We start from the raw sequence: 21,656 nt of genomic DNA on the forward strand, positions 1-21,656 counted from the left end.
ACACGGGCTTTGGATTAAATCAAAACAATCGGGCCATTCTTTGCGCGGTCTTGCAGACAAGGCCGGTGCCATGCCTTAAAATAGAGTAACGCTAATTACCCAAAGGATGGCATATGAACAACGATACCGATTTTGACACCGTGCTGGATAATATTGATTTTGATGCAATAGAAAAGAAAAATGCCGAGCTGATCAAAAAAATGGATGAAAACTTGCCCGAAGCCGACGACGACTGCGGAGATGCCTGCAAGATTTAGGCGTTTTGAAGGTCATCGAAATGACCGACGTCAGCAATGAACTGCACCGCAAAAGAGGAACGGAGAAACCGACCTCCGGAGGTGCAGTTTTTTATGGCATCATTGCTTATGCCATATTGCATCGGTCATATTAAGATTAACGACCTGACAGTGCGCCGACGATTAAAGGCCTATTATGACGCCGGCCCCAATAATGACCAGCACCAGCGCCGCAATCGCGGTATAGAGGTAGTCGCGTGCGTGCGCGAACATTACCAGCATGAGCGCCACACGAATAATCGGCAGCAGCACAAAAATCACCACACCAATCCTGATCAGGGCGTAGCCTGCTAGTGACAGTGCTGGAGTGACGCCTATCTGCGCCAGGGCGCCGAGGATAATGCCAGTCATAATCACCGCCGAGGCGATCAACGTGCCATACCATAGCAGGCCGGCAATAATGCCGTCGTGGCGGTTCGGTTTGCTGCTCAATGGATTCATGAGCCTGTCCCCCAAAGGTGAATGCCCAGCGCGCTTAGCGTCATTTGGATTGCAAGTGCAATAAGAATGACAGCGAACAGAATGCGCAGCTTATCGGCGGGCATGCCCATCAGCAGGCGGGCACCGGCCAATGCCCCGACAACGGAACCGAGCGCGACAGGGCCGGCGATGTTCATGTCGATGTCGCCGCGGACCAGATAGGCGCCGCCACTGGCCGCTGCAGTCACCCCTATCATAAAGTTGGAGGTTGCCGATGACACTTTTATGGGGAGTCGCAAAGCAGTGTCCATTGCCGGTATTTTCAGTACGCCCGAGCCAATGCCCAGCAGGGCAGAGATAACCCCGGCGGCGTACATCAGGAAAAGTCCCAAGGGAACCCGGGTGACCTGATAGGCTACCTCCCTGCCCAGTTGGCGATCAGGGAAAGTGGAATGCAAGCGCAGCCGACTTGCCCAGCTTTGTGGGTCGGATGTAAAGGCCAGTGTCGGATCGCGCCGCCGGGCCATCATTTGCTGGGCTGACAGAACCAGAATGACGGCGAAAAGTCCATAGAGGACGGGCGTTGGAATAACACCGATCAACAGCACTCCCGTGATTGCGCCAAGCGTGGTCGCCGTCTCCAGGACAATCGCAAGCCTGATGTTGGTCAGGCGCCCTTTAAGAAACGGGGCGGCGCTGCCACAGGAACAGGCAATGACAGACACAATACTTGCCGCGATGGCCACATGAATGTCTACGCCAAACGCGATAATGAGGATGGGTACAATAAAAATGCCGCTTGCCATTCCAAGCATGCCTCCGAGCATGCTGGCGCCAAAAGCGGCTGCAAATAACCAGAACAGGGTTGTGATATCCATGCTTTTGTTCCCCAGTTAGCGGGAACGCCGCGACAGGCGGGTGGCAAAGCGGATGGAGTCGCCGCGGTAATACAGTTTTTCGTAATCGACGGGGCGCTCCCCAGTGCTGTACGAGGTGCGTTCAATCAGAAAAATCGGAGCACCAATCGCAATATTGAGAGCCTGCGCCACATGCAGGTCTGCGATCACGGCTTCCAGCTGATAGCTTGCCTCTACCAATGGCAGGGCATATTTGTTTTCGAGCAGATCGAAGATGGGCTCGACGTCCAGATTGTTGCTGACCACTTTGTCGCCGATCTCCAGCGGCAGATAGGTTTCGTCAAACGACATGGGGATGCCATCGGCAAGGCGAACACGCTCAATCCGATAGACCTGTGTACCGACGGGAATCTGCAGCGCCTGGGCGATTTTCTCGTCAGCGGTAACGATGCGTTTATCCAGCAGGCGCGAGGTTGGATGACGGCCCAATACCACCATGTCTTCGGCAAACCCGGTCAGCTCGGTCAGCGCCTGTGTGATCTTGGGATGTGTCACAAAGGTTCCCTTGCCGCGGCGAATCTCCACCAGTCCGCGAGCGACGAGATTGTCGATGGCCTTGCGAATAGTGGTTCGGCTCATATGAAAGCGGGCGATCAGGCGCTCTTCGGAGGGCAATTGCACTCCGGCGGCAAGCTGTCCGCTGGAAATCTCCGCCGCCAGGGCAGCTTCGATTTGTGCATATAACGGCGTGCCATTGGTGTCGGTCAGTGTCATAGCCGACATCATGACATCATGACGTCATGATGTCCAGAAAAAAGTGCCGGGCACTGTGATTTGCACACATACCCACCTTACAGGATCTCGTTGCTATTGCATTTGTGATGATTCCAATTGCAGCACACGCACATCCACGATCCGTTGAGGGTGGTATGGTTTACGGGCATTAGTGAGGGAGCGTGTAGAGTCAGCTGCAGCGTGTTATGCCGACGGGTCCGTCGTGCCGGCGCCAGTATTATCGCCAATATCATAAACGCCGTCAGGATCGGCCATCAGCTTTTGGAACTGTCCGCCCCGGGCCACCAGCATTTCAAAATGGGTTTTGCCGTCGTGCAGCCGGGGTGTCAGCAGCACGACTTTACCCTGGGTTTTTTCTTCGATATCGCGAACAATTTCGGTCAGGCCCTGTACGGTGCGGCATTTGCGACGTTGATCATCGTCCTGGATGCCAGCGGCAAACGCCCCATAGCTCAATTGCGCCGCTAGCGAGGACAGGACCAGCTTGAGTAGTACGTCTTTCATCTTATTCTCCTTCTGGCAATCGGCGCGAACGGGTAGATTATGTAATGCAGTGGCTGCCCGCGTTGAAACGGCTTCGTATTTGGCAACCCGCAGGGGTGCAACGGCAATTTAAGCGGCGCGTCCACTGTGAACAACAGATCGCCACATCGCCGTGTTTGGTCTGGGGGGCTTGTCGTGCGCGAGCACTCAGTTTAACGGCTTGTTCCCAAAGGAGCCAGAAAATATTTCAAGTTTGATATGACTTTTTGTGCTGCAGGGCAGCACAAACAAAACCCGATGGTCACGGTCAAGTCGTAATTTACAACACAGCACAGTGGTCAGGATCCATGGCTTTTTTTTTCACCCTCGGTATTCTTTTTCTTTATGTGCACGTTGTTTTGTTCACGCGGAATATCCGGGTATCACGAGGCGGGCCGGTGGTTTGCCGATATCGCAACTACCGCATGCATCGTTGCCAGCGCAACAATGCCAATCAATGCCTGTCATAATACCGGTTTGTGATTGAGGCGGGTCATTGTCTGACACGCCGGATTGTTTTTTCGGATGCATTCACATGGCACGTTCAATAGATGCGGTCACACCAGACACGGTGGCATCGCTGGATCCGGATACAACTGTCGTTGTTACCGTCAATAACCGCCTCGTCTGGCGTGTTCACGCGTTGCTGCTCGAGCAGGCCGGGCGCGGCAGGGCCGTGCTGCAGTTGCCCGCCGCCCATTCGCTCACGCGTTGGCTGGATCAACTGCATCAGGAGCGGCTTTTTTGCGCCGATCCTACCGTACGCAGCCACAGACTCAGTGCTTTTGCTGCTCGCCTGTTGTGGGAGGAAGTCGTCTCTTCCATGCAGGGTGACACGCCGCTCATGGACGTCCAAATGGCGGCCGCGCGTGCCATGGCGGCCAGCCACGATCGTGATGAATGGCAGGTTCAGGTCCAGCCCCAGGAGCAGACAGAAGAATATCTGCGTTTTATGCAGTGGCGCAATCAGTACGAAGTACGCTGCCGAGAACTGGAGGCGCAGGACGACAACCACCTGTATAACACGCTGATCGATTCGATCGAAGCCGGTCGTCTGTTGCGGCTGCCAGGCACTGTGGTCCTGGCTGGCTTTAACGAATACTCGCCGCGATTGACGCGACTATTGCAGGCGTGTGCAGATCGCGGTTGTCGGCTGGTATCGCTGTCCTTGCCCAGGCACGAGCAGTCGCAACGCATACTGTCGGTGCAAAAAGATCGCAGCAGTGAGTGGATAGCCGCCGCACACTGGGCTGCCAGCGAGCTGGCAGCCGATCCGCAACGACGCGTGGCCATTGTCTCTCCAGCCATGGAAGCAGATGCCGTATTCGCACGACGCATTCTGGACCGTGAACTGTCGCCCGTTCCCTTTGCGCCCACCTATCGTTACAACATGACGGTGGGTCGTGCGCTTGGCGAGTGGCCTGTTGTTCTTGCCGCCTTTCGATGGCTGTCCCTGATTGCCGGCCTGTGCGATCAGGGTTCGGTTCGGCCTCAACAGTTTGGGCAGGCGCTGCTGGCCGGGTTTTGCAGCGCAAGCGCGGCCGAACAGTCGGCCATGGCGGTATTGGATGCGCGCCTGCGCGAATCACAAAACATTGCCTGGAATACAGATCAGGTATGCGCCCAAATGGACCGGCACGTCCCTGATTTTTCTGATGTCTTTCGGCAGGCGATTGCGCACTGGCGACAGGCCGCGTCCGCTGGGCGCCATCACACCGAGCACTGGACACAGGTTATACGCGAGACGCTGGCATTGCTAGGTTTTCCCGGTAGTGCGCTATCAAGTACCAATTATCAGGTGTGCGCCGCTTTTGATGCTCTGTTGCATACTTTTTCATTGCTAAACCTGTACGCGGGGCGGCTGTCGGGCATGCCTGCCATTGGGCTGCTGCAGCGTATGGCCCGGGAATCCATGTTTCAGCCGCAACGCGATCAACGTGTCAGACTGGATGTTCTGGGTTTTCTTGAGGCTGAGCACGGTCAATGGGATTCGGTCTGGGTGCTTGGCCTGACCGATGACGTGATTCCAGCCAGCCCTGACCCGAATCCGTTTTTGCCCGTGGCCGCGTTAGCCAGAGCGGGGGCGCCGCGCGCCACACCAGAGCGGGAAAAAGCCTGGGCAATTGATATGCTGCAGGCATTGTGTGGCGTTGCGCCCCGTGTTGTACTCAGTTATGCGGCCAGCGAGGCCGATAGAGCGCTGCGTCCATCACCGTTGCTCAGCTTTTTTCTCGGCGCGCAAGTCACGCAGGAAGAAGGTAACGACACACTGGAATGTCAGTCCCTGGCGCGCTGCGCCTCGTTGCCAATGGAAACACTGAACGACAATCGGGGTTTGCCGTTGGCGCACATTCTGGAGGGCGGCTCAGATCTGCTGGAGACGCAGGCGCTCAATCCGCTTTGGGGGTACGTGCGGTATCGCCTGTTGGCCAAAGGGCTCAAGCCCTATCCGGAATCGCTGAACGCAGCCATTCGCGGCATGTTTTTGCACAGCATGGCCCAAAAAGTATGGGAAATGCTGGGCTCGTCCGAACGCCTGGCGCAACTTGGCCAGGCTCAGCAGCAGGAGTTGGTGGCGCAGGCCGTGGCCATGGCGGCAGACCAGACGCTGGACGGGGTGTCACCTACACTGGCGGCAATGGAAAAGGAACGCGGTCACGCAGTCATGATGACATTGCTGGATCTGGAGCGGCAACGTCCGTCATTTCATATCGTGGGTGTCGAACAGGCGGCTAGCTGGCATCATGCCAGTGTGAAGGTTAATCTGCGGGTCGACCGGATCGATGAGACCGGGCACGGCGCCAAAGTCGTGATGGATTACAAGTCCGGGCAGCGCACACCTGATTTTCAGAAAGATTGGCTGCGCCCTCAGCCAGTCAACCTGCAACTGCCCTTATACGCCACGGTGCTGCGACAGCCCGACCAAACGGGGGGACGCGGGCAGATAGAAGCCCTGCTGTTTGCAAAATTGAATGCAAAGAAAACGGAACTGAGCGGCTTGGGTGATAACGGTGCCGAAATAGCGGGCGTGACGCCCCTGGCCAAATTGGCGCCAGCGCAAAGCTGGGAGGCGTTGCTGGACGGCTGGGAACGCAGTCTGCAGCAACTGGCCAGCGACATGTCGGACGGGGTAGCCGACAACCGAAGCTGGGCTGTGAATGACCTGATTTATTGTGATGTGCTGCCGTTTCTGCGCCTGGCACAGGAGAGTGAAGATGAGTGAACGTCAGCCCAGTGATTTTGAGGCGCGGGTACAGGCGCTGCGCACGGATAAATCGTTCATTATCCAGGCGCCAGCCGGCTCGGGTAAAACCGAGCTACTCACTGACCGTATTCTGGCGCTGCTCGCAGGCGTGACCAGGCCCGAAGAAATTCTGGCCATTACCTTTACGCGCAAGGCGGCTGCCGAAATGCATGCCCGGGTGCTGCGCAAGCTGCGTTCCGGCCTGTCTGACCAGGAGCCGGCAAGCGCGCATGAAAAAAACAGTTGGCGTCTGGCACGCGCGGCGCTGGCGCGCAATGAGCAACAAGGCTGGGACCTGCTGAATCACCCGGTGCGGCTGAAGGTGCGTACGATTGACGCCTTTTGCGCGCAATTGGTCCGTTCCATGCCATGGATGTCCGCTATGGGCGGGATGCCGGGCATCGCCGACAACCCCGAGCAGCTATATATGCAGGCGGCCAGGCGATTACTGGAACATGTCGACCATAACGAAAGCGTGCAAGACGTATTGCTGCATATGGACATCGACCTCGGATCGGTAGAGCGGTTGATCGTAGATATGCTTGCGCGACGCGACCAGTGGCTGCAGGAGACGGTCAATACCGAGGCTGCCATGACCCAGCTACGGATAGCGCTCACGGATGTCATGGAGCAGAAACTGGACGCGCTGGCACAGGCCATGCCGTTTTCGTACGCCGGCGAGCTGGCACCCATTGCGCGCCTGGCTGCTGCCAGCCAGGCCGAGACAGCCGTCTGCATGCTGGATGCGCTCATGGACTGGGACGGTGTGCCGCTGGCCGGTTCCGTTGAGGCCTTGCCGCAATGGCATGCCTTGTCGCGCCTGTTGCTCACCGGTAGCGGCGGCTTGCGCAAACGCCTGACTGTCAAGGAAGGTTTTCCGCCTAAAAGTGCGCACAAGCAGGCAATGCAGGAGTGGCTTGATGCCTGGCAGAGTGACAGCGAGCACTGGGCCGGCCTGCTAGCGGAAATCAGCAATTTGCCCTTGGAGGTGCTAAGCGAGCGTCAGGAAAAAATCATCCGGTCCTTGCTGGAAACGCTCAAACTGGCGGCCGCTGAGCTGACCCTGGTTTTTCGTGAAGAAAAACAGGTGGACTTTATCGAGATCGCCCAAAGAGCGGCGCTGGCGCTGGGATACACAGACGACCCCACGGATATGCTGCTAAAGCTGGATGCCAGCATTTCGCATATTCTGATCGACGAGTTTCAGGACACCAGCCAGATACAAATCCAATTGGTCGAAAAACTGACGCTGGGCTGGAGCCCGGGCGATGGCCGCACACTTTTTCTGGTGGGCGACCCGATGCAGTCCATTTATCGCTTTCGCAAAGCCGATGTTGGCCTGTTCCTGAGCGTGGCGCGTGAAGGGATCAACGGGCTCGATCTGGAAAAACTGGTCCTGTCGGAAAACTTCCGTTCGCAGGCCGGCGTGGTCAACTGGGTGAATCAGTCATTTAGTCGCGTGTTTCCGGAAGATGACGATCTGACGCTGGGGGCGATCCGATATACGGACTCGGTGGCCTTCAATCCCGAAGCCGAAGGCCCGGCCGTGCGCCTTCATCCGATTTACCAGCCCGAAGACAAGGATGCGCAAGTGGTTCAGGCCGAAGCCGAGCAATTGACGCTGGATCTGGTGCGGGAAGCGCTCGCCGCCAACCCGGATAGCGATCATCCGGTGGCCATCCTGGTCAAGGCGCGAACGCATCTGGGCGCGCTCATGCTGCTGATGCAGCGTCACGGGATCCCGGTACGGGCAGTCGAGCTTAACCCGATTCGCGCAGAGCAATCGGTAACCGACCTGGTGCAATTGGTTCGCGCGCTTGCACATCCGGCCGACCGCGTGGCCTGGCTGTCTGTCTTGCGTTCGCCGGTGTGTGGTCTGACGCTCAAGGCGCTCACGCATCTGTTTGGCGACAGTCGTGATACTGTTGCCTTTCGTTTGCAAACCGTGCTGGCCCGCGAAGCTGAATTTGCGCCACTGCTTGGCGACGAATGGCCACGCTTGCAACGTTGCGCGCGGATCCTGCTTGATCGCAGTCATATGACTGCCGAGACTGCATTTTCCTCGCATGTGGAGTCGGTCTGGCGTGCGCTGGGCGGCTACGGCGTGTATGCAGGCGATACGGCGTTTGCCGACTTCCAGGCCGTATTCGATCTGCTCGACAGGCTGGCGCCCTACGGCGACCTGAACCCCGCCGATCTGGAGGATGCGCTGGCACGCCTGTATTCGGCAACGAATGCGCAGCGGCGCGCGGTGGAAATCATGACCATGCACAAGTCCAAGGGGCTGGAGTTCGAAGAGGTGATTTTGTACGGGCTGCATCGCAAACCGCGCTCAGATACCGCGCCATTGCTTCGCTTTGAGCGCAACCGGAATCGCTTGCTGATGGGGCCTATCAAGCCCAAGGCAGCAGAGGAAACAGACAAGTTGTCGGCGATGCTGGGCGCAATGGAAAAACGTCGCAGCGACTACGAGCTTGATCGTCTGCTATATGTGGCCGCTACCCGTGCCCGCCAGCGTCTGCATCTCGTTTCGCAAGTCCAGTGTAAGCAGGGACAGGTCGTTGATCCGCCACGCGGCTCGCTGTTGTCGCGTCTCTTTTCACTGTTTGCATTTACGCCTCCGGCGCCCCAGGCGCCGCAAGAGGCGGCAACTGCCGATGCCGATACGCCGGGGCTGCAAGGACCGGTTCTGAGCCGGATTGCCACTCACGCGCTTACGCAATTGCCAGTCGTCTCCGACAGAAGTGTCATATCGGGTTCTGCTGGTACCGGTTGGCAGTTTGACGATAAATACGAGGCAAGCATTGGTACTGTGGCGCATGCATGGCTGGCCCGCATTGGTCAGGACCGCATGCGGGGATGGGATCACGCCAGGCTGCAAGCCGCGCAAGACGTGATTGTGCGTCAGCTGGAAAATGAAGGGCTGCATCAGGCGCAGGCGCGCAGTGGTGCGCAACGCGTGTGCGAATTGCTCAGCCGCTGCGTGGCATCGGAAAAAGGTCGCTGGCTGCTTTCGCACGATCAGGCCCGGCAGGAGTGGCCACTGACTAGTCTGGACGGAAAGCTGCTAATCGTAGACGTGGCAATCTCTACCGACAGCGGATGGCTGGTAGTCGATTTCAAGACAGGCGTGCGTCGCGAGCACGAGCCGCAAGAGGTGTTCGAGGCGCGCATGCGAGAAACCTACCAGGGACAATTGCAAGGCTATTGTGAACGTTTGTCGCAAATCGACGGCCGCACTGCCACAGCGGCCATTTTTGCGCTGGATACGGGGGACTGGATCCAATTTGCGCCGGCTCTCTGAGAACCGGCAGGCTAATTTTTCCCCAAGCGAGACGAAACTTGCTAAAATGCAAAGCGGTGGGTCCCTTCGCATGGACCGGCGATGAAACTGGTCAGGTCGGGAACGAAGCAGCCATAGTTGTTTAGGTTCAGTGCCGAAGTAAGGCTCACCCCCGCATTCTTGAGCTAACGTCACCCTTGTGGTGGCGTTAGTTTTTTCTGGGCTACAATATTTAGTATGAGCTATCTTGTCCTTGCCCGTAAGTGGCGTCCTCGCTCCTTCGAAACGCTTGTCGGCCAGGACCATGTGGTCCGGGCGCTGACCAATGCACTCAACACCCAGCGCCTTCATCACGCCTGGTTGTTTACAGGTACCCGAGGAGTCGGCAAGACGACGCTCTCACGCATCCTGGCCAAATCACTCAACTGCGAAACCGGTATCACGTCAAAACCTTGCGGCGTATGCCGCGCCTGCGTCGAAATTGACGAAGGACGATTCGTTGATTACCTGGAGTTTGACGCGGCATCCAATCGTCGGGTTGAGGAAATGACGCAACTGCTGGAACAGGCAGTTTACGCTCCCAGTTCGGGTCGATATAAGATCTACATGATCGACGAGGTGCACATGCTCTCCGGGCATGCGTTCAACGCCATGCTCAAAACGCTGGAAGAGCCGCCGCCGCACATCAAATTTATCCTGGCGACGACAGATCCGCAGAAAATGCCGGTTACCGTCCTATCGCGGTGCCTTCAGTTCAATCTGAAGCAAATGCCGCCAGACGCCATCGTTTCGCACCTGAATAATGTATTGACCGAAGAGCAAATCGCCTTTGAGGTCCCTGGTCTGCGCCAGATCGCACAGGCGGCAGGCGGTTCCATGCGTGACGCGCTTTCGCTAACCGATCAGGCCATTGCATTCAGTGGTTCAAACATCACTGGTGAGGCCGTGCGCGATATGCTGGGCACCATTGATCAGCGCTTTCTGGTCCGCCTGCTTGACTCCCTGAACCAGGGGTCGGCGCAGGGCGTGGTGGATATTGCAAATGAATTATATGAGCGCGGCTATTCGTTTAGTGGCGCGTTGGCCGACCTGGCCGTTTTGCTGTCGCAGATTGCCATAGAGCAGCGCCTGCCGGGCACAGCGCTGACCGAGGCGGTATTGCAGGACGATATTGTTCGTCTTGCCCGCACCTGCCACCCTGATACCCTGCAACTGTTCTACAGTATTGCCATACATGGACGCAACGAACTGGCGCTGTCCCCGGATGAATATGCCGGCTTTGTGATGACTTGTCTGCGCATGCTGTCGTTGATCACCTCCGAACCTGCGCATAGTACGGCCAGCGAGTGGCCGTCGGGCAATGGCAACGCGTCAACTGCGCACAGGGCAGAAGCAACAACGACCGCCGCAGCGTCTAGCCCTGCAACCACGCGAGCCCAACATGAGTCACAGACCTTGTCCGCGAGTGCCGACGATCCGAAACAGGATGGGCAGCCGACACCTGCGTCGGCAGAATCGTTAGTAGCCACAAGCGCAACAGGCGAGCAAAAAAAAAATCTGAATGACACAAGCGCTGCGCCAACGGTAATGGCGTCAGCTAGCGGACCGGCTACGAGACCAGCTTCCGGTTCAGCTTCCGTGTCGCCGCCTTCGAACGAGGGCGATTCGCCCTCGTCAAAAACACCTGCTGCGTCGGCAACTGGCGAAAATGCGGCGCCCCCCCTTGCCTCGGATATCAGTACGCGAGAAATCGTTACCCGCGACGGCGTGTTGCCGGTGGTGCTGGCGCCGCAATGCGAGCCCATTGTGGTTGCCCCTGTGTCAGTGCCGCCTGCGTCGGACCGGTCGCAGGAGCGACCTGCCTGGGAAGACCCACCGACTGCCGCCACTTCTGTTGCCGCCGCACCCGCTGGACAGCCAGCCGGATCCTCCGATTCGGCCAATAAGCCTGGTGTGCCGCCAACACAGAACGACAACCCGACAAAAACGGAGAACTGTGCTCCGGTGCCGCACGCTGGCGAGAACTCGGCTCAAGACGGTCCGCCAGTGTGGGAAGACATCCCGCCCGACTGGGAAGCGGCCGGACTGGCCGGCCAGACAGACGAAGAGGGCGATATCGTGCCTGTCGACAATGTTGTTGTCGAGGCAGATCAGACCTGGGTTCCTGCCCATGAAGATCCGCAAGCGCATCGACCACTGTCGGCCATGAACGCACGTGAATGGGTGCAACTGGTCGCCGAGTTGCCGCTTACGGGTTATGCTGCCGAAATGGCTCGTCGCTGCGAATGGATCGGTCACAAGCGGAATATTATTACCCTTAGAATTCCGGTCAAGGGACAGAATGACCTGAACGCCAAAATCAAGCTGGAAACTGCGCTGACTGAGTATTTCCACGAGGTGGTCCGGGTCGATATGGTTTTTGGCCGTACCGGCGATGATACCCTGCACGCCGTGGAGCAGGCCGAACGTGAGGCATTGCAGAAAAGGGTGGAAAAAGCGGTGCAGGAAAACGAATTTATTAATACACTGATAACTGATCTGGGTGCGCGTATCGTGCCTGGAAGCATAGAGCCTTTCAGGCAGAAAAGCGCTTGAAGTTAACCGCATAGATTGCAAAATATAGGAACTTATTCATTATGATGAAGAATCAACTGGCCGGTCTGATGAAACAGGCCCAGCAAATGCAGGACAACATGAAGAAAGCCCAGGACGCCCTGGCCGATATCCTCGTGGATGGCGAATCCGGCGGCGGCATGGTCAAAATCACCATGTCCTGCCGCCATGACGTTAAACGAGTCACGATTGATCCGACATTGCTTGGCGACGACAAGGACATGCTTGAGGATCTGGTTGCGGCCGCTTTCAATGATGCCTTGCGCAAGGCCGAGGCAACCACTCAGGAAAAAATGTCTGGCGTGACTGCCGGCATGCCTATGCCTCCAGGAATGAAATTCCCCTTCTGATGCGCGACATGTTGCCCGAACCTGAGCCGCTAAGCGCCCTGATCGAGGCGCTGCGTCGTCTTCCTGGCGTAGGTCAGCGCTCGGCGCGGCGCATGGCGTATCACCTGTTGCAATACGATGTTGCGGGCGCCGATCAGTTGTCGCGTGCGCTGAGTACCGCCGTGACCGACATTCGGCACTGCGCCCGTTGCAACTCGTTTTCCCGCAATGACATTTGTGAAACGTGTCTTAATCCCAAGCGCAATGCTACGCAGCTTTGCATTGTGGAGACACCGGCTGATCAAAATATGATCGAGGCCAGTCACGGATATCAAGGCCTGTATTATGTGCTGATGGGCCGGATAGCGCCGCTTGAGGGCGTGGGTCCCGCTCAGCTCAACTTCGAAAGGCTGCTGAAGCGGGCCACCGATGGCACGGTCACCGAAGTGATTCTGGCGACCAATTTCACGGCCGAAGGCGAGACCACCGCCCATTATTTGACCGAAATCCTGCGTGAGAAAGGCTTGCAGGTATCACGAATTGCGCGTGGGATTCCGACCGGCAGCGAGCTGGAGTATGTAGACGCCGGCACCATTGCCTGGGCTTTTATGGAGCGTCGCGGCGCCGATTAAGTCGGGCGGTCCGATTCAGGATTCTGCGGGCTGCTACGTGACGCATGATGCTTGGGCGTGGTGTGAAGACCAGCCGCCGCGAGCGGCTGACAAAAAAAGCATTACATTGCAACCGCAAAGCTCCATCCGCAAGCACACCTTTTGCCAGAAAATGGGTTTGTCACCCATCCAGTGAAAAGCGCAGGGTCCCCTCGCGGTTGTCCTCCTTTTTCAGCACAGATCTCTTAAGCGCTTTTCCTATTCTCTTCAATCAATGTGTCCAGCTTGATCGCATCGGCCACAAAAGTGCGTATGCCTTCACTGAGCTTTTCCGTGGCCATGGCATCTTCATTGAGCAGGAAGCGAAAGTTCTTTTCTTCCGGCGCGATGGAGTCAATATCCGCTTTTGCTGCCATTGACTCATCCAGCTGCGCGCGCACGGCGCCTTCAGTACTGGCAAGTTCGCCCAACAATTCCGGGCTGATCGTGAGCAGGTCGCAACCGGCCAGCGCCAGTACCTGGCCCACATTGCGAAAGCTGGCGCCCATGATTTCGGTTTTGATGCCGTGCCGGCGGTAATACTGGTAAATGCGGGTGACCGATTGCACGCCAGGATCGTTTGTTCCGCTGTTGTCCGCCTCTACCCAGTTGCTCGCTGCCGTCTTTTTATGCCAATCGTAAATCCGGCCCACGAAAGGCGAAATCAGTGTCACGCCAGCGTCTGCGCAGACGACCGCCTGGATCAGGGAAAACAACAATGTCATATTGCAGGCAATGCCTTCCTTTTCCAGGATACGGGCCGCAGCAATGCCTTCCCAGGTCGAGGCGATCTTGATCAAGATGCGCTTGCGGTCTACGCCGGCTTCGTCGTACAGTTGGATAATGCGGCGCGCCCGGGCGACCGTGCCTTCGGTATCAAAAGACAGTCTTGCATCCACTTCGGTAGAGACCCGGCCCGGGACAATTTCCAAAATTCGCCTGCCAAATTCGACAAGAATGCGATCCAGTGTGTCTGCGGGTGATTCGTTGGGGTATGTGGCCAGCGTATCGTGCAAAATAGGACGGTAGACATCCTTGGACAGGGCTTTGAGGATCAGCGACGGATTGGTGGTGGCGTCCGTGGGCTTATGCTCGCGCATGCTTTCGAAGTCGCCGGTATCGGCAACCACAGTTGTGAATTTTCTGAGTTGGTCAAGTTGATTCATATAAAATATTTCCTGCGTGCCGGTAACGGGTCGGTCTGCCTTTTGCAGCAAAATATTGACCCGTTCCGGCCTAATGAAAAATTGTAAATTACCAGTTGATTATTTCAAAATCTTACGGATACGTGTATATTACCCGCAATATACAGGCAAGGTTAGAATACTGGTCTGCTGACGGATATTGTCATGGGATTTGGTCGGGAAATCCGGCGGCAAAGCCCCGCACTGGTAGTGTTTATAGCTGCGCGAAGAAATGCGAATGTAAACGCGCTTAAATATTGTAAACGTGATTAGCAATGGGCTCGGTCGCCCGGCTTGCTACTTCATTCAAAACTGTACACGAGAGGGTTAGGGGCAGAATGCTTGTCAAGAGGTGCAGGGCGATGTTGCTGACGGGGCTCGCTGTGATGTCAGGTACGTATATACCAGCCGCATCCAGCCAGATAATTTCGTTCGCAAATCCCTTTACCGGTGTCGGTTCCGCACAACAGGAAATTTCCCTGAATCCCTGTCTGCCCGAGGCCGAAGTCCAAAATCACTTTGGCGCCGGTGCGGTCGGTCTGTTGCAGCAGGCCAGAAGGCCCTGGCCCCAGAACATGTGCCAGGACCGCACGATCGCGCGCAATCTGGCAGACTGGCTCTATAACAGTTCGGCTCTGCTTGCCAAAACCGACAGACCGCTGGTCATGGCTGACATCATCCGAAAGCGTACCGAAGCGCTACTTGCTTGTCGCGACCTCAGATGCCTGCATGACAAACTGCCGCCCATGGTCGACTGGGCAAAAACCAATCTTGATCGCACGCCGGTGTATGGCATAGATGACCAGCCGATCAGCGTTGAGGGTGCCTTGCTGTCTTTGCCCAAGCTTTCCTTGCGCGGCCTGGATCTGCCGCTGCCCGGCCAGAATAAATTCTGTGGCGGTGGTGGCATCGATGATCTTGATTTTTTCAGTACCAATCTGAAAGTCTCTGGCAAAGCCTATGTGCTGGTCAAGTGCAAGGCAGATAACGGCGAGCGCAAAAACTGGATCCTGGAAAACGATGGCGGCAAGGACTGGCGGGCCGTCGTGGATTTGCGTGCCAACGCGATGCAGATCGGCAACTTGCGCCGCAATAATCACCCGATCATATTCAGTTATCTGGAAGAGAGCCGGGGCACGCGCGTGCGCATTTTAAGCTACCAGGACAACAGCTACCGGGAAATGTTGCGCTATCTTGTCGTGGAAGATCGCAGCAAACTGGCGCATGCGTTCGAAGTTGAAAGACAGTAACCCAATTTCGTTTTCTTGCGAAAATTGGTCCAAATTTTTTCTATCGTGAGGCCTTACTCGGTATAATAGAAAGGTTTACTTATCGATACCAAAATTTGGGGTTCTGCGTGCTCACGTCTTCCATATTCGAGGATAATCCTCAATTTCCTACCGCAATTCTAGCTTTGGCAGATGGCACGATTTTCAAGGGAATGTCCATCGGGGCAAACGGCCATAGTGTGGCCGAACTGGTATTTAATACGGCCATGACCGGATACCAGGAAATTCTAACCGATCCCAGCTATACCAACCAGCTTGTCACGCTGACCTATCCGCATATCGGCAACACGGGCGTCAACCCCGAAGATGTCGAGTCGTCAAAGGTCCATGCTGCTGGTCTGGTCGTCCGGGATTGCCCGCGTCGTCTTTCCAATTTTCGTGCTACCCAGTCGCTGCCAGATTATCTGAAAGAGCAGGGGGTGGTTGCTATCTCCGGCATTGACACTCGCAAGCTGACCCGTCGCCTGCGCGAGGGCGGGGCCCAGGGCGCCTGCATCCTCGTCGGTGACGATGAGCAAAAGGCCGTTGCGCTGGCCGCTTCGTATGCCGGCATGACTGGCCAGGACCTGGCCAAAGTGGTCAGCCGTAGCGCCCAGCAAGACTGGCGTGAAGGCACCTGGCAGCGCACCGAGGGATACACCCGGCCGCAACAGGAACAGTTTCATGTCGTCGCTTACGACTTCGGCGTCAAGTCCAATATTCTGCGCATTCTGGCCGATCTGGGCTGTCGGCTGACGGTCGTGCCCGCAACGACACCTGCGGCCGACGTGCTCGCCCTCAATCCCGATGGCGTATTTCTGGCCAACGGCCCTGGCGATCCGCAGCCCTGCGATTACGCCATTGAAACGGCGCGCGCAGTCATGGAAAAGCGCATTCCGCTATTTGGCATCTGCCTGGGTCACCAGATCATGGGCCTGGCGGTCAATGCGCGTACGGTCAAAATGAAAAATGGTCATCACGGAGCCAACCATCCGGTCAAGGACGTGCAAACCGGAAGGGTATACATTACCAGCCAGAATCACGGCTTTGCCGTTGATGCCGATACGCTGCCCGATAACGCCCGCGTTACTCATGTGTCCCTCTTTGATGGTTCACTCCAGGGATTTGAACTTACCGATCGTCCTGCGTTCTGCTTCCAGGGTCACCCCGAAGCCAGTCCGGGTCCACACGACATCATCGTGCTGTTTGAAAAATTCATCCGCTCCATGAGCGAAAAAAACTAGAGATATCATGCCCAAGCGTACCGACATAAAAAGCATATTGATTATCGGCGCTGGTCCGATCATTATTGGTCAGGCCTGCGAATTTGATTATTCGGGTGCACAGGCGTGCAAAGCCCTGAAAGCCGAAGGTTATCGCACCATTTTGGTCAACAGCAATCCGGCCACCATCATGACAGACCCGGAAACCGCCGATGTGACCTATATCGAGCCAATTACCTGGAAAGCGGTAGAAAAAATTATTGAAGTAGAGCGCCCTGATGCGCTGCTGCCCACCATGGGCGGTCAGACCGCACTGAACTGCGCGCTTGATCTTGCGCATAACGGCGTACTGGAAAAATATAACGTCCAGATGATCGGCGCCAACGAGCAGGCCATCGAGAAAGCCGAAGACAGGCTCAAGTTCAAGGACGCCATGACCAGCATCGGTCTGGAATCGGCCAAATCAGGCGTTGCCCACTCGCTGGATGAAGCCTGGCAAGTGCAAAAGCGCATTGCGGCGGAAGCGGGCACCAGCGGTTTTCCGGCAGTTATTCGCCCCAGCTTTACGCTGGGTGGCACCGGCGGGGGGATTGCCTATAACGCCGAGGAATTTGAAACGATCTGCCGTCGCGGTCTGGAAGCCTCTCCGACCAATGAACTGCTGATCGAGGAATCGCTGCTGGGCTGGAAAGAATACGAGATGGAAGTGGTGCGCGACAAGGCGGACAACTGTATTATTATCTGCTCGATCGAGAACCTGGATCCCATGGGCGTGCACACTGGCGACTCAATCACCGTGGCGCCTGCGCAAACCCTGACCGACAAGGAATATCAGATCATGCGTAATGCCTCTATCGCGGTACTACGCGAGATCGGGGTGGAAACCGGCGGCTCCAACGTTCAGTTTGCGGTCAATCCTGAAAACGGCCGCATGATCGTGATCGAGATGAACCCGCGTGTATCGCGCTCTTCGGCGCTGGCTTCCAAGGCAACCGGCTTTCCGATTGCCAAAGTGGCGGCTCGCCTGGCGGTCGGCTATACACTGGACGAACTGCAAAACGAGATTACCGGGGGTGAGACGCCAGCCTCTTTTGAGCCGACCATCGATTACGTGGTCACCAAGATCCCGCGCTTTGCCTTTGAAAAATTTCCGCAGGCCGATTCCCGCCTGACAACACAAATGAAATCGGTCGGCGAAGTCATGGCTATGGGCCGCACTTTCCAGGAATCATTCCAGAAAGCCTTGCGCGGACTCGAAGTCGGTGTTGACGGACTGAACCAGAAAACACTTGATCGGGAAAAACTGCAGGTGGAACTGGCCGAGCCGGGTCCTGATCGGATCTGGTATGTCGGTGATGCGTTTGCACAGGGTTTCACCCTGGAAGAAGTGCATTCGCTCACCAAGATTGATCCCTGGTTCCTTGAACAGATCAAGGAGATTGTCGATATTGAGCTGGAGCTTGAACAGAAGACGCTGTCCGACTTGAACGAGCGTGTCATGCGTCGCCTCAAGCGCCACGGCTTTTCAGATCGTCGCCTGGCATTCTTGCTGGATGTATCCGAATCGGAAGTGCGCAAGGTACGCCATCAATTGGGCGTGCGTCCGGTCTACAAGCGCGTCGACACCTGCGCCGCAGAGTTCGCCACCAAAACCGCGTACATGTATTCCACCTATGAAGAAGAGTGCGAATCGCATCCGACGGATAAAAAGAAAATCATCGTGCTCGGCGGAGGCCCTAACCGTATCGGCCAGGGTATCGAATTCGATTATTGCTGTGTGCATGCGGCGCTGGCCCTGCGCGAAGACGGCTATGAAACCATCATGGTCAACTGCAATCCCGAAACCGTCTCCACCGATTACGATACATCCGATAGGCTTTATTTCGAGCCGCTGACGCTTGAAGATGTGCTGGAAATCGTGCATCTGGAGCGCCCGGTGGGCATGATCGTACAGTACGGCGGACAAACGCCGCTGAAACTGGCCCGTGCGCTGGAAGCCAACGGCGTTCCTATCATTGGCACCAGTCCCGAATCCATTGACGTGGCTGAAGACCGTGAGCGCTTCCAGAAGCTGCTGCAAAAACTTGGCCTGCGCCAGCCTCCGAACCGGACAGCGCGTACCGAGGCAGAAGCCATTGCGCATGCTGCCGAAATCGGCTACCCGCTGGTGGTTCGGCCCAGCTATGTGCTGGGCGGCCGCGCCATGGAGATTGTTCATGAACAGACCGACCTGGAGCGCTATATGCGCGAAGCGGTGAAGGTCAGCAATGACTCTCCGGTGCTGCTTGACCGGTTCCTGAATGATGCAACGGAAGTTGATGTCGATTGCCTGGCCGACGAGGAAGTGGTTTTCATCGGCGGCGTCATGGAGCATATCGAACAGGCGGGCGTGCATTCGGGCGATTCGGCCTGCAGTCTGCCTCCGTATTCGCTGTCTCCAGAAGTGATTGAAGAAATCAAGCGGCAGACCAGCCTGATGGCGCGGGCGCTAAATGTTCGCGGCCTGATGAATGTGCAGTTTGCCATCCAGGGCGGGCAGGTCTATGTGCTGGAAGTCAATCCGCGCGCCTCGCGCACCGTGCCGTATGTGTCAAAAGTGACGGGTTATCAACTGGCCAAGATTGCAGCCCGCGCGATGGCCGGCAAGTCGCTCGCAGAGCAAGGGGTGACCGAGGAAGTGGTACCGTCTTATTTCTCCGTCAAGGAAGCCGTGTTCCCCTTCGTCAAGTTCCCCGGCGTCGATACCATCCTGGGCCCTGAAATGAAATCGACCGGCGAAGTCATGGGCGTAGGACGCACTTTTGGTGAGGCTTTTGTCAAGTCCCAACTGGCCGCCGGCGTACTGCTTCCCGAATCGGGCACGGCCTTCCTGAGCGTCAAGGATCAGGATAAGTCCAAGGCGGTGGAACTGGCCCGCGGCCTGGTCAACCTGGGCTTCAAAATCGTGGCCACCCGCGGTACGGCCGCCAAACTCATTGAGGCGGGCGTAGAGGCGCAGGTGGTCAATAAGGTGACTGAAGGGCGACCGCACGTGGTCGACATGCTCAAGAATGGCGAGATTCACCTTGTTATCAATACGGTTGAAGAGCGCCGCAATGCGATCGCCGATTCGCGCGTGATCCGTACTCAGTCGCTGGCCGATCGGGTCACCTTCTTTACCACGCTGGCAGGCGCCCGTGCGGCCATCGAAGGCATGCAATACCTGCGCGACTCCGATGGCATCCAGGTGTATTCGCTACAGGAGTTGCATGGCGGGCTGGCATCGGCAAAAAAGACATAAGTCTGTTGTCGGGCCGCATGGCCATTGCGTGTAGATAATGAGAACGATTGCCATTTTTCTTCGTGAAATTTGGCAATTTTTCTTTATTGCGCATGTGCTGCGCAAACCTCTCTTAAAATACGGTTTTACGTTTGATTCTTTCAAGGAGCAGCACAATGAAAGGCCATCCTAAAGTTATAGACTTTCTGAACTTCTTGCTTTCAGGTGAGCTTGCAGCCAGAGACCAGTACTTTATTCACTCACGCATGTACCACGAATGGGGGTATAGCAAACTGTTTGACCGCATCGGTCACGAGATGCAGGATGAGACAGATCACGCCGACGCGCTGATCCGTCGCATTCTCATGCTGGAGGGCACGCCTGCAATGGTGTCTGCGGATATCCGGGTCGGCAAGGATGTGCAGGAAATGCTGCAACTGGATCTGGATACAGAGTTTGAAGTTCGCGAAAACCTGAAACAGGGTATTGCGCTTTGTGAAGAGTCTGGCGACTATGTCACGCGCGAAATGCTGCGTACGCAATTGGAAGATACCGAGGAAGATCACGCACACTGGCTGGAACAGCAATTGCGCCTGATTGAGCGCCTGGGGCTGCAAAACTATCTTCAATCTCAATTGTGATAATTGCGAGCGTAATAGAGCCAGGGCGATTGCAGCGGCATGCGGGTTTTTATTAGCGGCGCCAGCAGCGGCCTGGGACAGGCGTTAGCCCGGTATTACGATGCCCAGGGCGCGCAACTGGGCCTGTTCGCCCGCTCGGGCGACAAGCTGCAGGCGCTGTCCGCTTCCTTGTCAAGGCCCGCGACCTGTTACGCAGGCGATGTGCGGCATGGCGCAGACCTGCACGCGGCAGCTGCCGATTTTATCCGACAAGGACCGGTAGATATTGTGATTGCAAATGCCGGGATCAGTGTGGGCATTCTCAATGGCATACCTGAAGACGCCCAGGTATTCAGGGAAATTATCGAAACCAATGTGCTGGGCATGGGTGCGACCTTTGAGCCCTTTATCCCGGCCATGCAGCAACGCGGCAGCGGCACACTGGTCGGTATTAGCAGTGTTGCCGGCGTGCGCGGCTTGCCGGGCTCCAGTGCATATAGCGCATCCAAGGCAGCGGTCACCGTCTTTCTTGAAAGCCTGCGTATTGATCTGTACGGCACCGGGGTCAAGGTTGTGACCATTGCGCCCGGATTTGTCGCCACACCCATGACGCAGCACAATCCTTATCCCATGCCGTTCCTGATGAAACCGCAGGTCTTTGCGCAGCGCGCGGGCAAGGCGATTGCCCGAGGCTCCCGCTATACGGTCATTCCGTGGCAAATGGGCGTCGTTGCCCGCTTGTTGCGCTTGATTCCAAATGCGCTCTATGACCGCATCATGAGCCGCGCTGGCCGCAAACCCCGCCGTCAATAACGGCATTGGGCGCGTGGCATCTGTAGTTAGCGTTGATCCGAGGGTAACGCGATTTTTGTTAAGCACAATGCCAAGTCAAGCCCGATCGTCCAGTCTCGAGCCAAGTCAGATGGCCCAGTGTCGAGTCAAGCCTGTTAACCCAGATTCGAGCCATGCTCGACGCCACGGTCTTGAGTCAAGCTGGCCGGGAGAGGCTCGGATCAGATCCGATGGCGCAGAGTTGAGTCAAGTCTCATGGCCCTAATTCGAGTCAAGCCTGTTGGCCCGACTTCAAGTTAAG

The 21,656-nt window shown here is 56.6% G+C and carries 16 protein-coding genes and 1 other RNA gene; 12 read left to right on the plus strand and 5 right to left on the minus strand.

The window, feature by feature from the left end; translation table 11 throughout:
* Positions 1–113 precede the first annotated feature (113 nt).
* Positions 114–257: a hypothetical protein gene (locus CAP48_RS20300; RefSeq protein WP_192871301.1), complete on the plus strand. Its 144-nt coding sequence runs from the start codon at positions 114–116 to the stop codon at positions 255–257.
* Between the two features lie 162 nt (positions 258–419).
* On the opposite strand, the gene CAP48_RS08450 is transcribed toward CAP48_RS20300, so the two are convergent.
* The 4 genes from CAP48_RS08450 to CAP48_RS08465 form a co-directional block, all read right to left on the minus strand.
* Positions 420–737 (minus strand): DUF1634 domain-containing protein, encoded by a 318-nt coding sequence (locus CAP48_RS08450; RefSeq protein WP_100695540.1) that lies wholly within the window; start codon positions 735–737, stop codon positions 420–422.
* Positions 734–1,594 (minus strand): sulfite exporter TauE/SafE family protein, encoded by an 861-nt coding sequence (locus tag CAP48_RS08455; RefSeq protein ID WP_100695541.1) that lies wholly within the window; start codon positions 1,592–1,594, stop codon positions 734–736. The genes CAP48_RS08450 and CAP48_RS08455 overlap by 4 nt, the downstream gene beginning before the upstream one ends.
* 15 nt (positions 1,595–1,609) lie before the next feature.
* Positions 1,610–2,356, minus strand: a complete 747-nt coding sequence (locus tag CAP48_RS08460) for a GntR family transcriptional regulator (protein ID WP_100695542.1) — start codon at positions 2,354–2,356, stop codon at positions 1,610–1,612.
* A 195-nt stretch (positions 2,357–2,551) separates the two neighbouring features.
* On the minus strand, positions 2,552–2,872 hold the full coding sequence (locus tag CAP48_RS08465; RefSeq protein ID WP_100695543.1) for a hypothetical protein: 321 nt from the start codon (positions 2,870–2,872) through the stop codon (positions 2,552–2,554).
* Positions 2,873–3,425: 553 nt separating this feature from the next.
* Between CAP48_RS08465 and CAP48_RS08470 the strand changes: the two genes are divergently transcribed.
* The 6 genes from CAP48_RS08470 (at position 3,426) to recR (ending at position 12,991) form a co-directional block, all read left to right on the plus strand.
* Complete coding sequence (locus tag CAP48_RS08470; RefSeq protein ID WP_100695544.1) at positions 3,426–6,113, plus strand: PD-(D/E)XK nuclease family protein; 2,688 nt, start codon at positions 3,426–3,428, stop codon at positions 6,111–6,113.
* Positions 6,100–9,438 (plus strand): UvrD-helicase domain-containing protein, encoded by a 3,339-nt coding sequence (locus tag CAP48_RS08475; protein WP_369806332.1) that lies wholly within the window; start codon positions 6,100–6,102, stop codon positions 9,436–9,438. Before CAP48_RS08470 ends, CAP48_RS08475 begins: the two co-directional genes overlap by 14 nt.
* A 55-nt stretch (positions 9,439–9,493) precedes the next feature.
* Positions 9,494–9,591: signal recognition particle sRNA small type (gene ffs, locus CAP48_RS08480), an RNA gene on the plus strand.
* Between the two features lie 63 nt (positions 9,592–9,654).
* Positions 9,655–12,012 carry a DNA polymerase III subunit gamma/tau gene (gene dnaX, locus CAP48_RS08485; RefSeq protein ID WP_100695546.1) on the plus strand — a complete coding sequence of 786 codons (2,358 nt, stop codon included), beginning with the start codon at positions 9,655–9,657 and terminating at the stop codon, positions 12,010–12,012.
* Between the two features lie 41 nt (positions 12,013–12,053).
* On the plus strand, positions 12,054–12,380 hold the full coding sequence (locus CAP48_RS08490; protein ID WP_100695547.1) for a YbaB/EbfC family nucleoid-associated protein: 327 nt from the start codon (positions 12,054–12,056) through the stop codon (positions 12,378–12,380).
* A complete protein-coding gene (gene recR, locus CAP48_RS08495; protein WP_100695548.1) occupies positions 12,380–12,991 on the plus strand; it encodes a recombination mediator RecR in 612 nt (203 codons plus the stop codon). The genes CAP48_RS08490 and recR overlap by 1 nt, the downstream gene beginning before the upstream one ends.
* 224 nt (positions 12,992–13,215) lie before the next feature.
* Here the strand turns inward: recR and tal are convergent, their stop codons facing one another.
* Positions 13,216–14,175, minus strand: a complete 960-nt coding sequence (gene tal, locus CAP48_RS08500) for a transaldolase (protein ID WP_100696727.1) — start codon at positions 14,173–14,175, stop codon at positions 13,216–13,218.
* Positions 14,176–14,579: 404 nt separating this feature from the next.
* On the opposite strand from tal, the gene CAP48_RS08505 reads away from it, so the two are divergent.
* From CAP48_RS08505 to CAP48_RS08525, 5 genes are all read left to right on the plus strand, one after another.
* Complete coding sequence (locus CAP48_RS08505; RefSeq protein WP_153045667.1) at positions 14,580–15,443, plus strand: hypothetical protein; 864 nt, start codon at positions 14,580–14,582, stop codon at positions 15,441–15,443.
* A 191-nt stretch (positions 15,444–15,634) separates the two neighbouring features.
* Positions 15,635–16,705: a glutamine-hydrolyzing carbamoyl-phosphate synthase small subunit gene (gene carA / locus CAP48_RS08510; protein ID WP_242444453.1), complete on the plus strand. Its 1,071-nt coding sequence runs from the start codon at positions 15,635–15,637 to the stop codon at positions 16,703–16,705.
* A gap of 7 nt (positions 16,706–16,712) precedes the next feature.
* The gene (gene carB / locus CAP48_RS08515) at positions 16,713–19,964 is read left to right on the plus strand and encodes a carbamoyl-phosphate synthase large subunit (protein WP_100695551.1); all 3,252 of its coding nucleotides are present in this window, start codon (positions 16,713–16,715) and stop codon (positions 19,962–19,964) included.
* Between the two features lie 155 nt (positions 19,965–20,119).
* Positions 20,120–20,584, plus strand: coding sequence for a bacterioferritin (gene bfr / locus CAP48_RS08520; RefSeq protein WP_100695552.1), 465 nt, complete (start codon positions 20,120–20,122; stop codon positions 20,582–20,584).
* Positions 20,585–20,623: 39 nt separating this feature from the next.
* Positions 20,624–21,376 carry an SDR family oxidoreductase gene (locus CAP48_RS08525; RefSeq protein WP_100695553.1) on the plus strand — a complete coding sequence of 251 codons (753 nt, stop codon included), beginning with the start codon at positions 20,624–20,626 and terminating at the stop codon, positions 21,374–21,376.
* Positions 21,377–21,656: the final 280 nt, after the last annotated feature.

Origin of the sequence: Advenella sp. S44 (assembly GCF_002810445.1) — a bacterium.
Lineage (GTDB): Bacteria > Pseudomonadota > Gammaproteobacteria > Burkholderiales > Burkholderiaceae_B > Advenella.

Bases quoted from the DNA above. Each gene is read 5' to 3' on its own strand.
- CAP48_RS20300 (WP_192871301.1), top strand. From the start codon at position 114: ATGAACAACGATACCGATTTTGACACCGTGCTGGATAATATTGATTTT.
- CAP48_RS08450 (WP_100695540.1), bottom strand. From the start codon at position 737: ATGAATCCATTGAGCAGCAAACCGAACCGCCACGACGGCATTATTGCC.
- CAP48_RS08455 (WP_100695541.1), bottom strand. From the start codon at position 1,594: ATGGATATCACAACCCTGTTCTGGTTATTTGCAGCCGCTTTTGGCGCC.
- CAP48_RS08460 (WP_100695542.1), bottom strand. From the start codon at position 2,356: ATGTCGGCTATGACACTGACCGACACCAATGGCACGCCGTTATATGCA.
- CAP48_RS08465 (WP_100695543.1), bottom strand. From the start codon at position 2,872: ATGAAAGACGTACTACTCAAGCTGGTCCTGTCCTCGCTAGCGGCGCAA.
- CAP48_RS08470 (WP_100695544.1), top strand. From the start codon at position 3,426: ATGGCACGTTCAATAGATGCGGTCACACCAGACACGGTGGCATCGCTG.
- dnaX (WP_100695546.1), top strand. From the start codon at position 9,655: ATGAGCTATCTTGTCCTTGCCCGTAAGTGGCGTCCTCGCTCCTTCGAA.
- CAP48_RS08490 (WP_100695547.1), top strand. From the start codon at position 12,054: ATGATGAAGAATCAACTGGCCGGTCTGATGAAACAGGCCCAGCAAATG.
- recR (WP_100695548.1), top strand. From the start codon at position 12,380: ATGCGCGACATGTTGCCCGAACCTGAGCCGCTAAGCGCCCTGATCGAG.
- tal (WP_100696727.1), bottom strand. From the start codon at position 14,175: ATGAATCAACTTGACCAACTCAGAAAATTCACAACTGTGGTTGCCGAT.
- CAP48_RS08505 (WP_153045667.1), top strand. From the start codon at position 14,580: ATGTCAGGTACGTATATACCAGCCGCATCCAGCCAGATAATTTCGTTC.
- carA (WP_242444453.1), top strand. From the start codon at position 15,635: ATGTCCATCGGGGCAAACGGCCATAGTGTGGCCGAACTGGTATTTAAT.
- carB (WP_100695551.1), top strand. From the start codon at position 16,713: ATGCCCAAGCGTACCGACATAAAAAGCATATTGATTATCGGCGCTGGT.
- bfr (WP_100695552.1), top strand. From the start codon at position 20,120: ATGAAAGGCCATCCTAAAGTTATAGACTTTCTGAACTTCTTGCTTTCA.
- CAP48_RS08525 (WP_100695553.1), top strand. From the start codon at position 20,624: ATGCGGGTTTTTATTAGCGGCGCCAGCAGCGGCCTGGGACAGGCGTTA.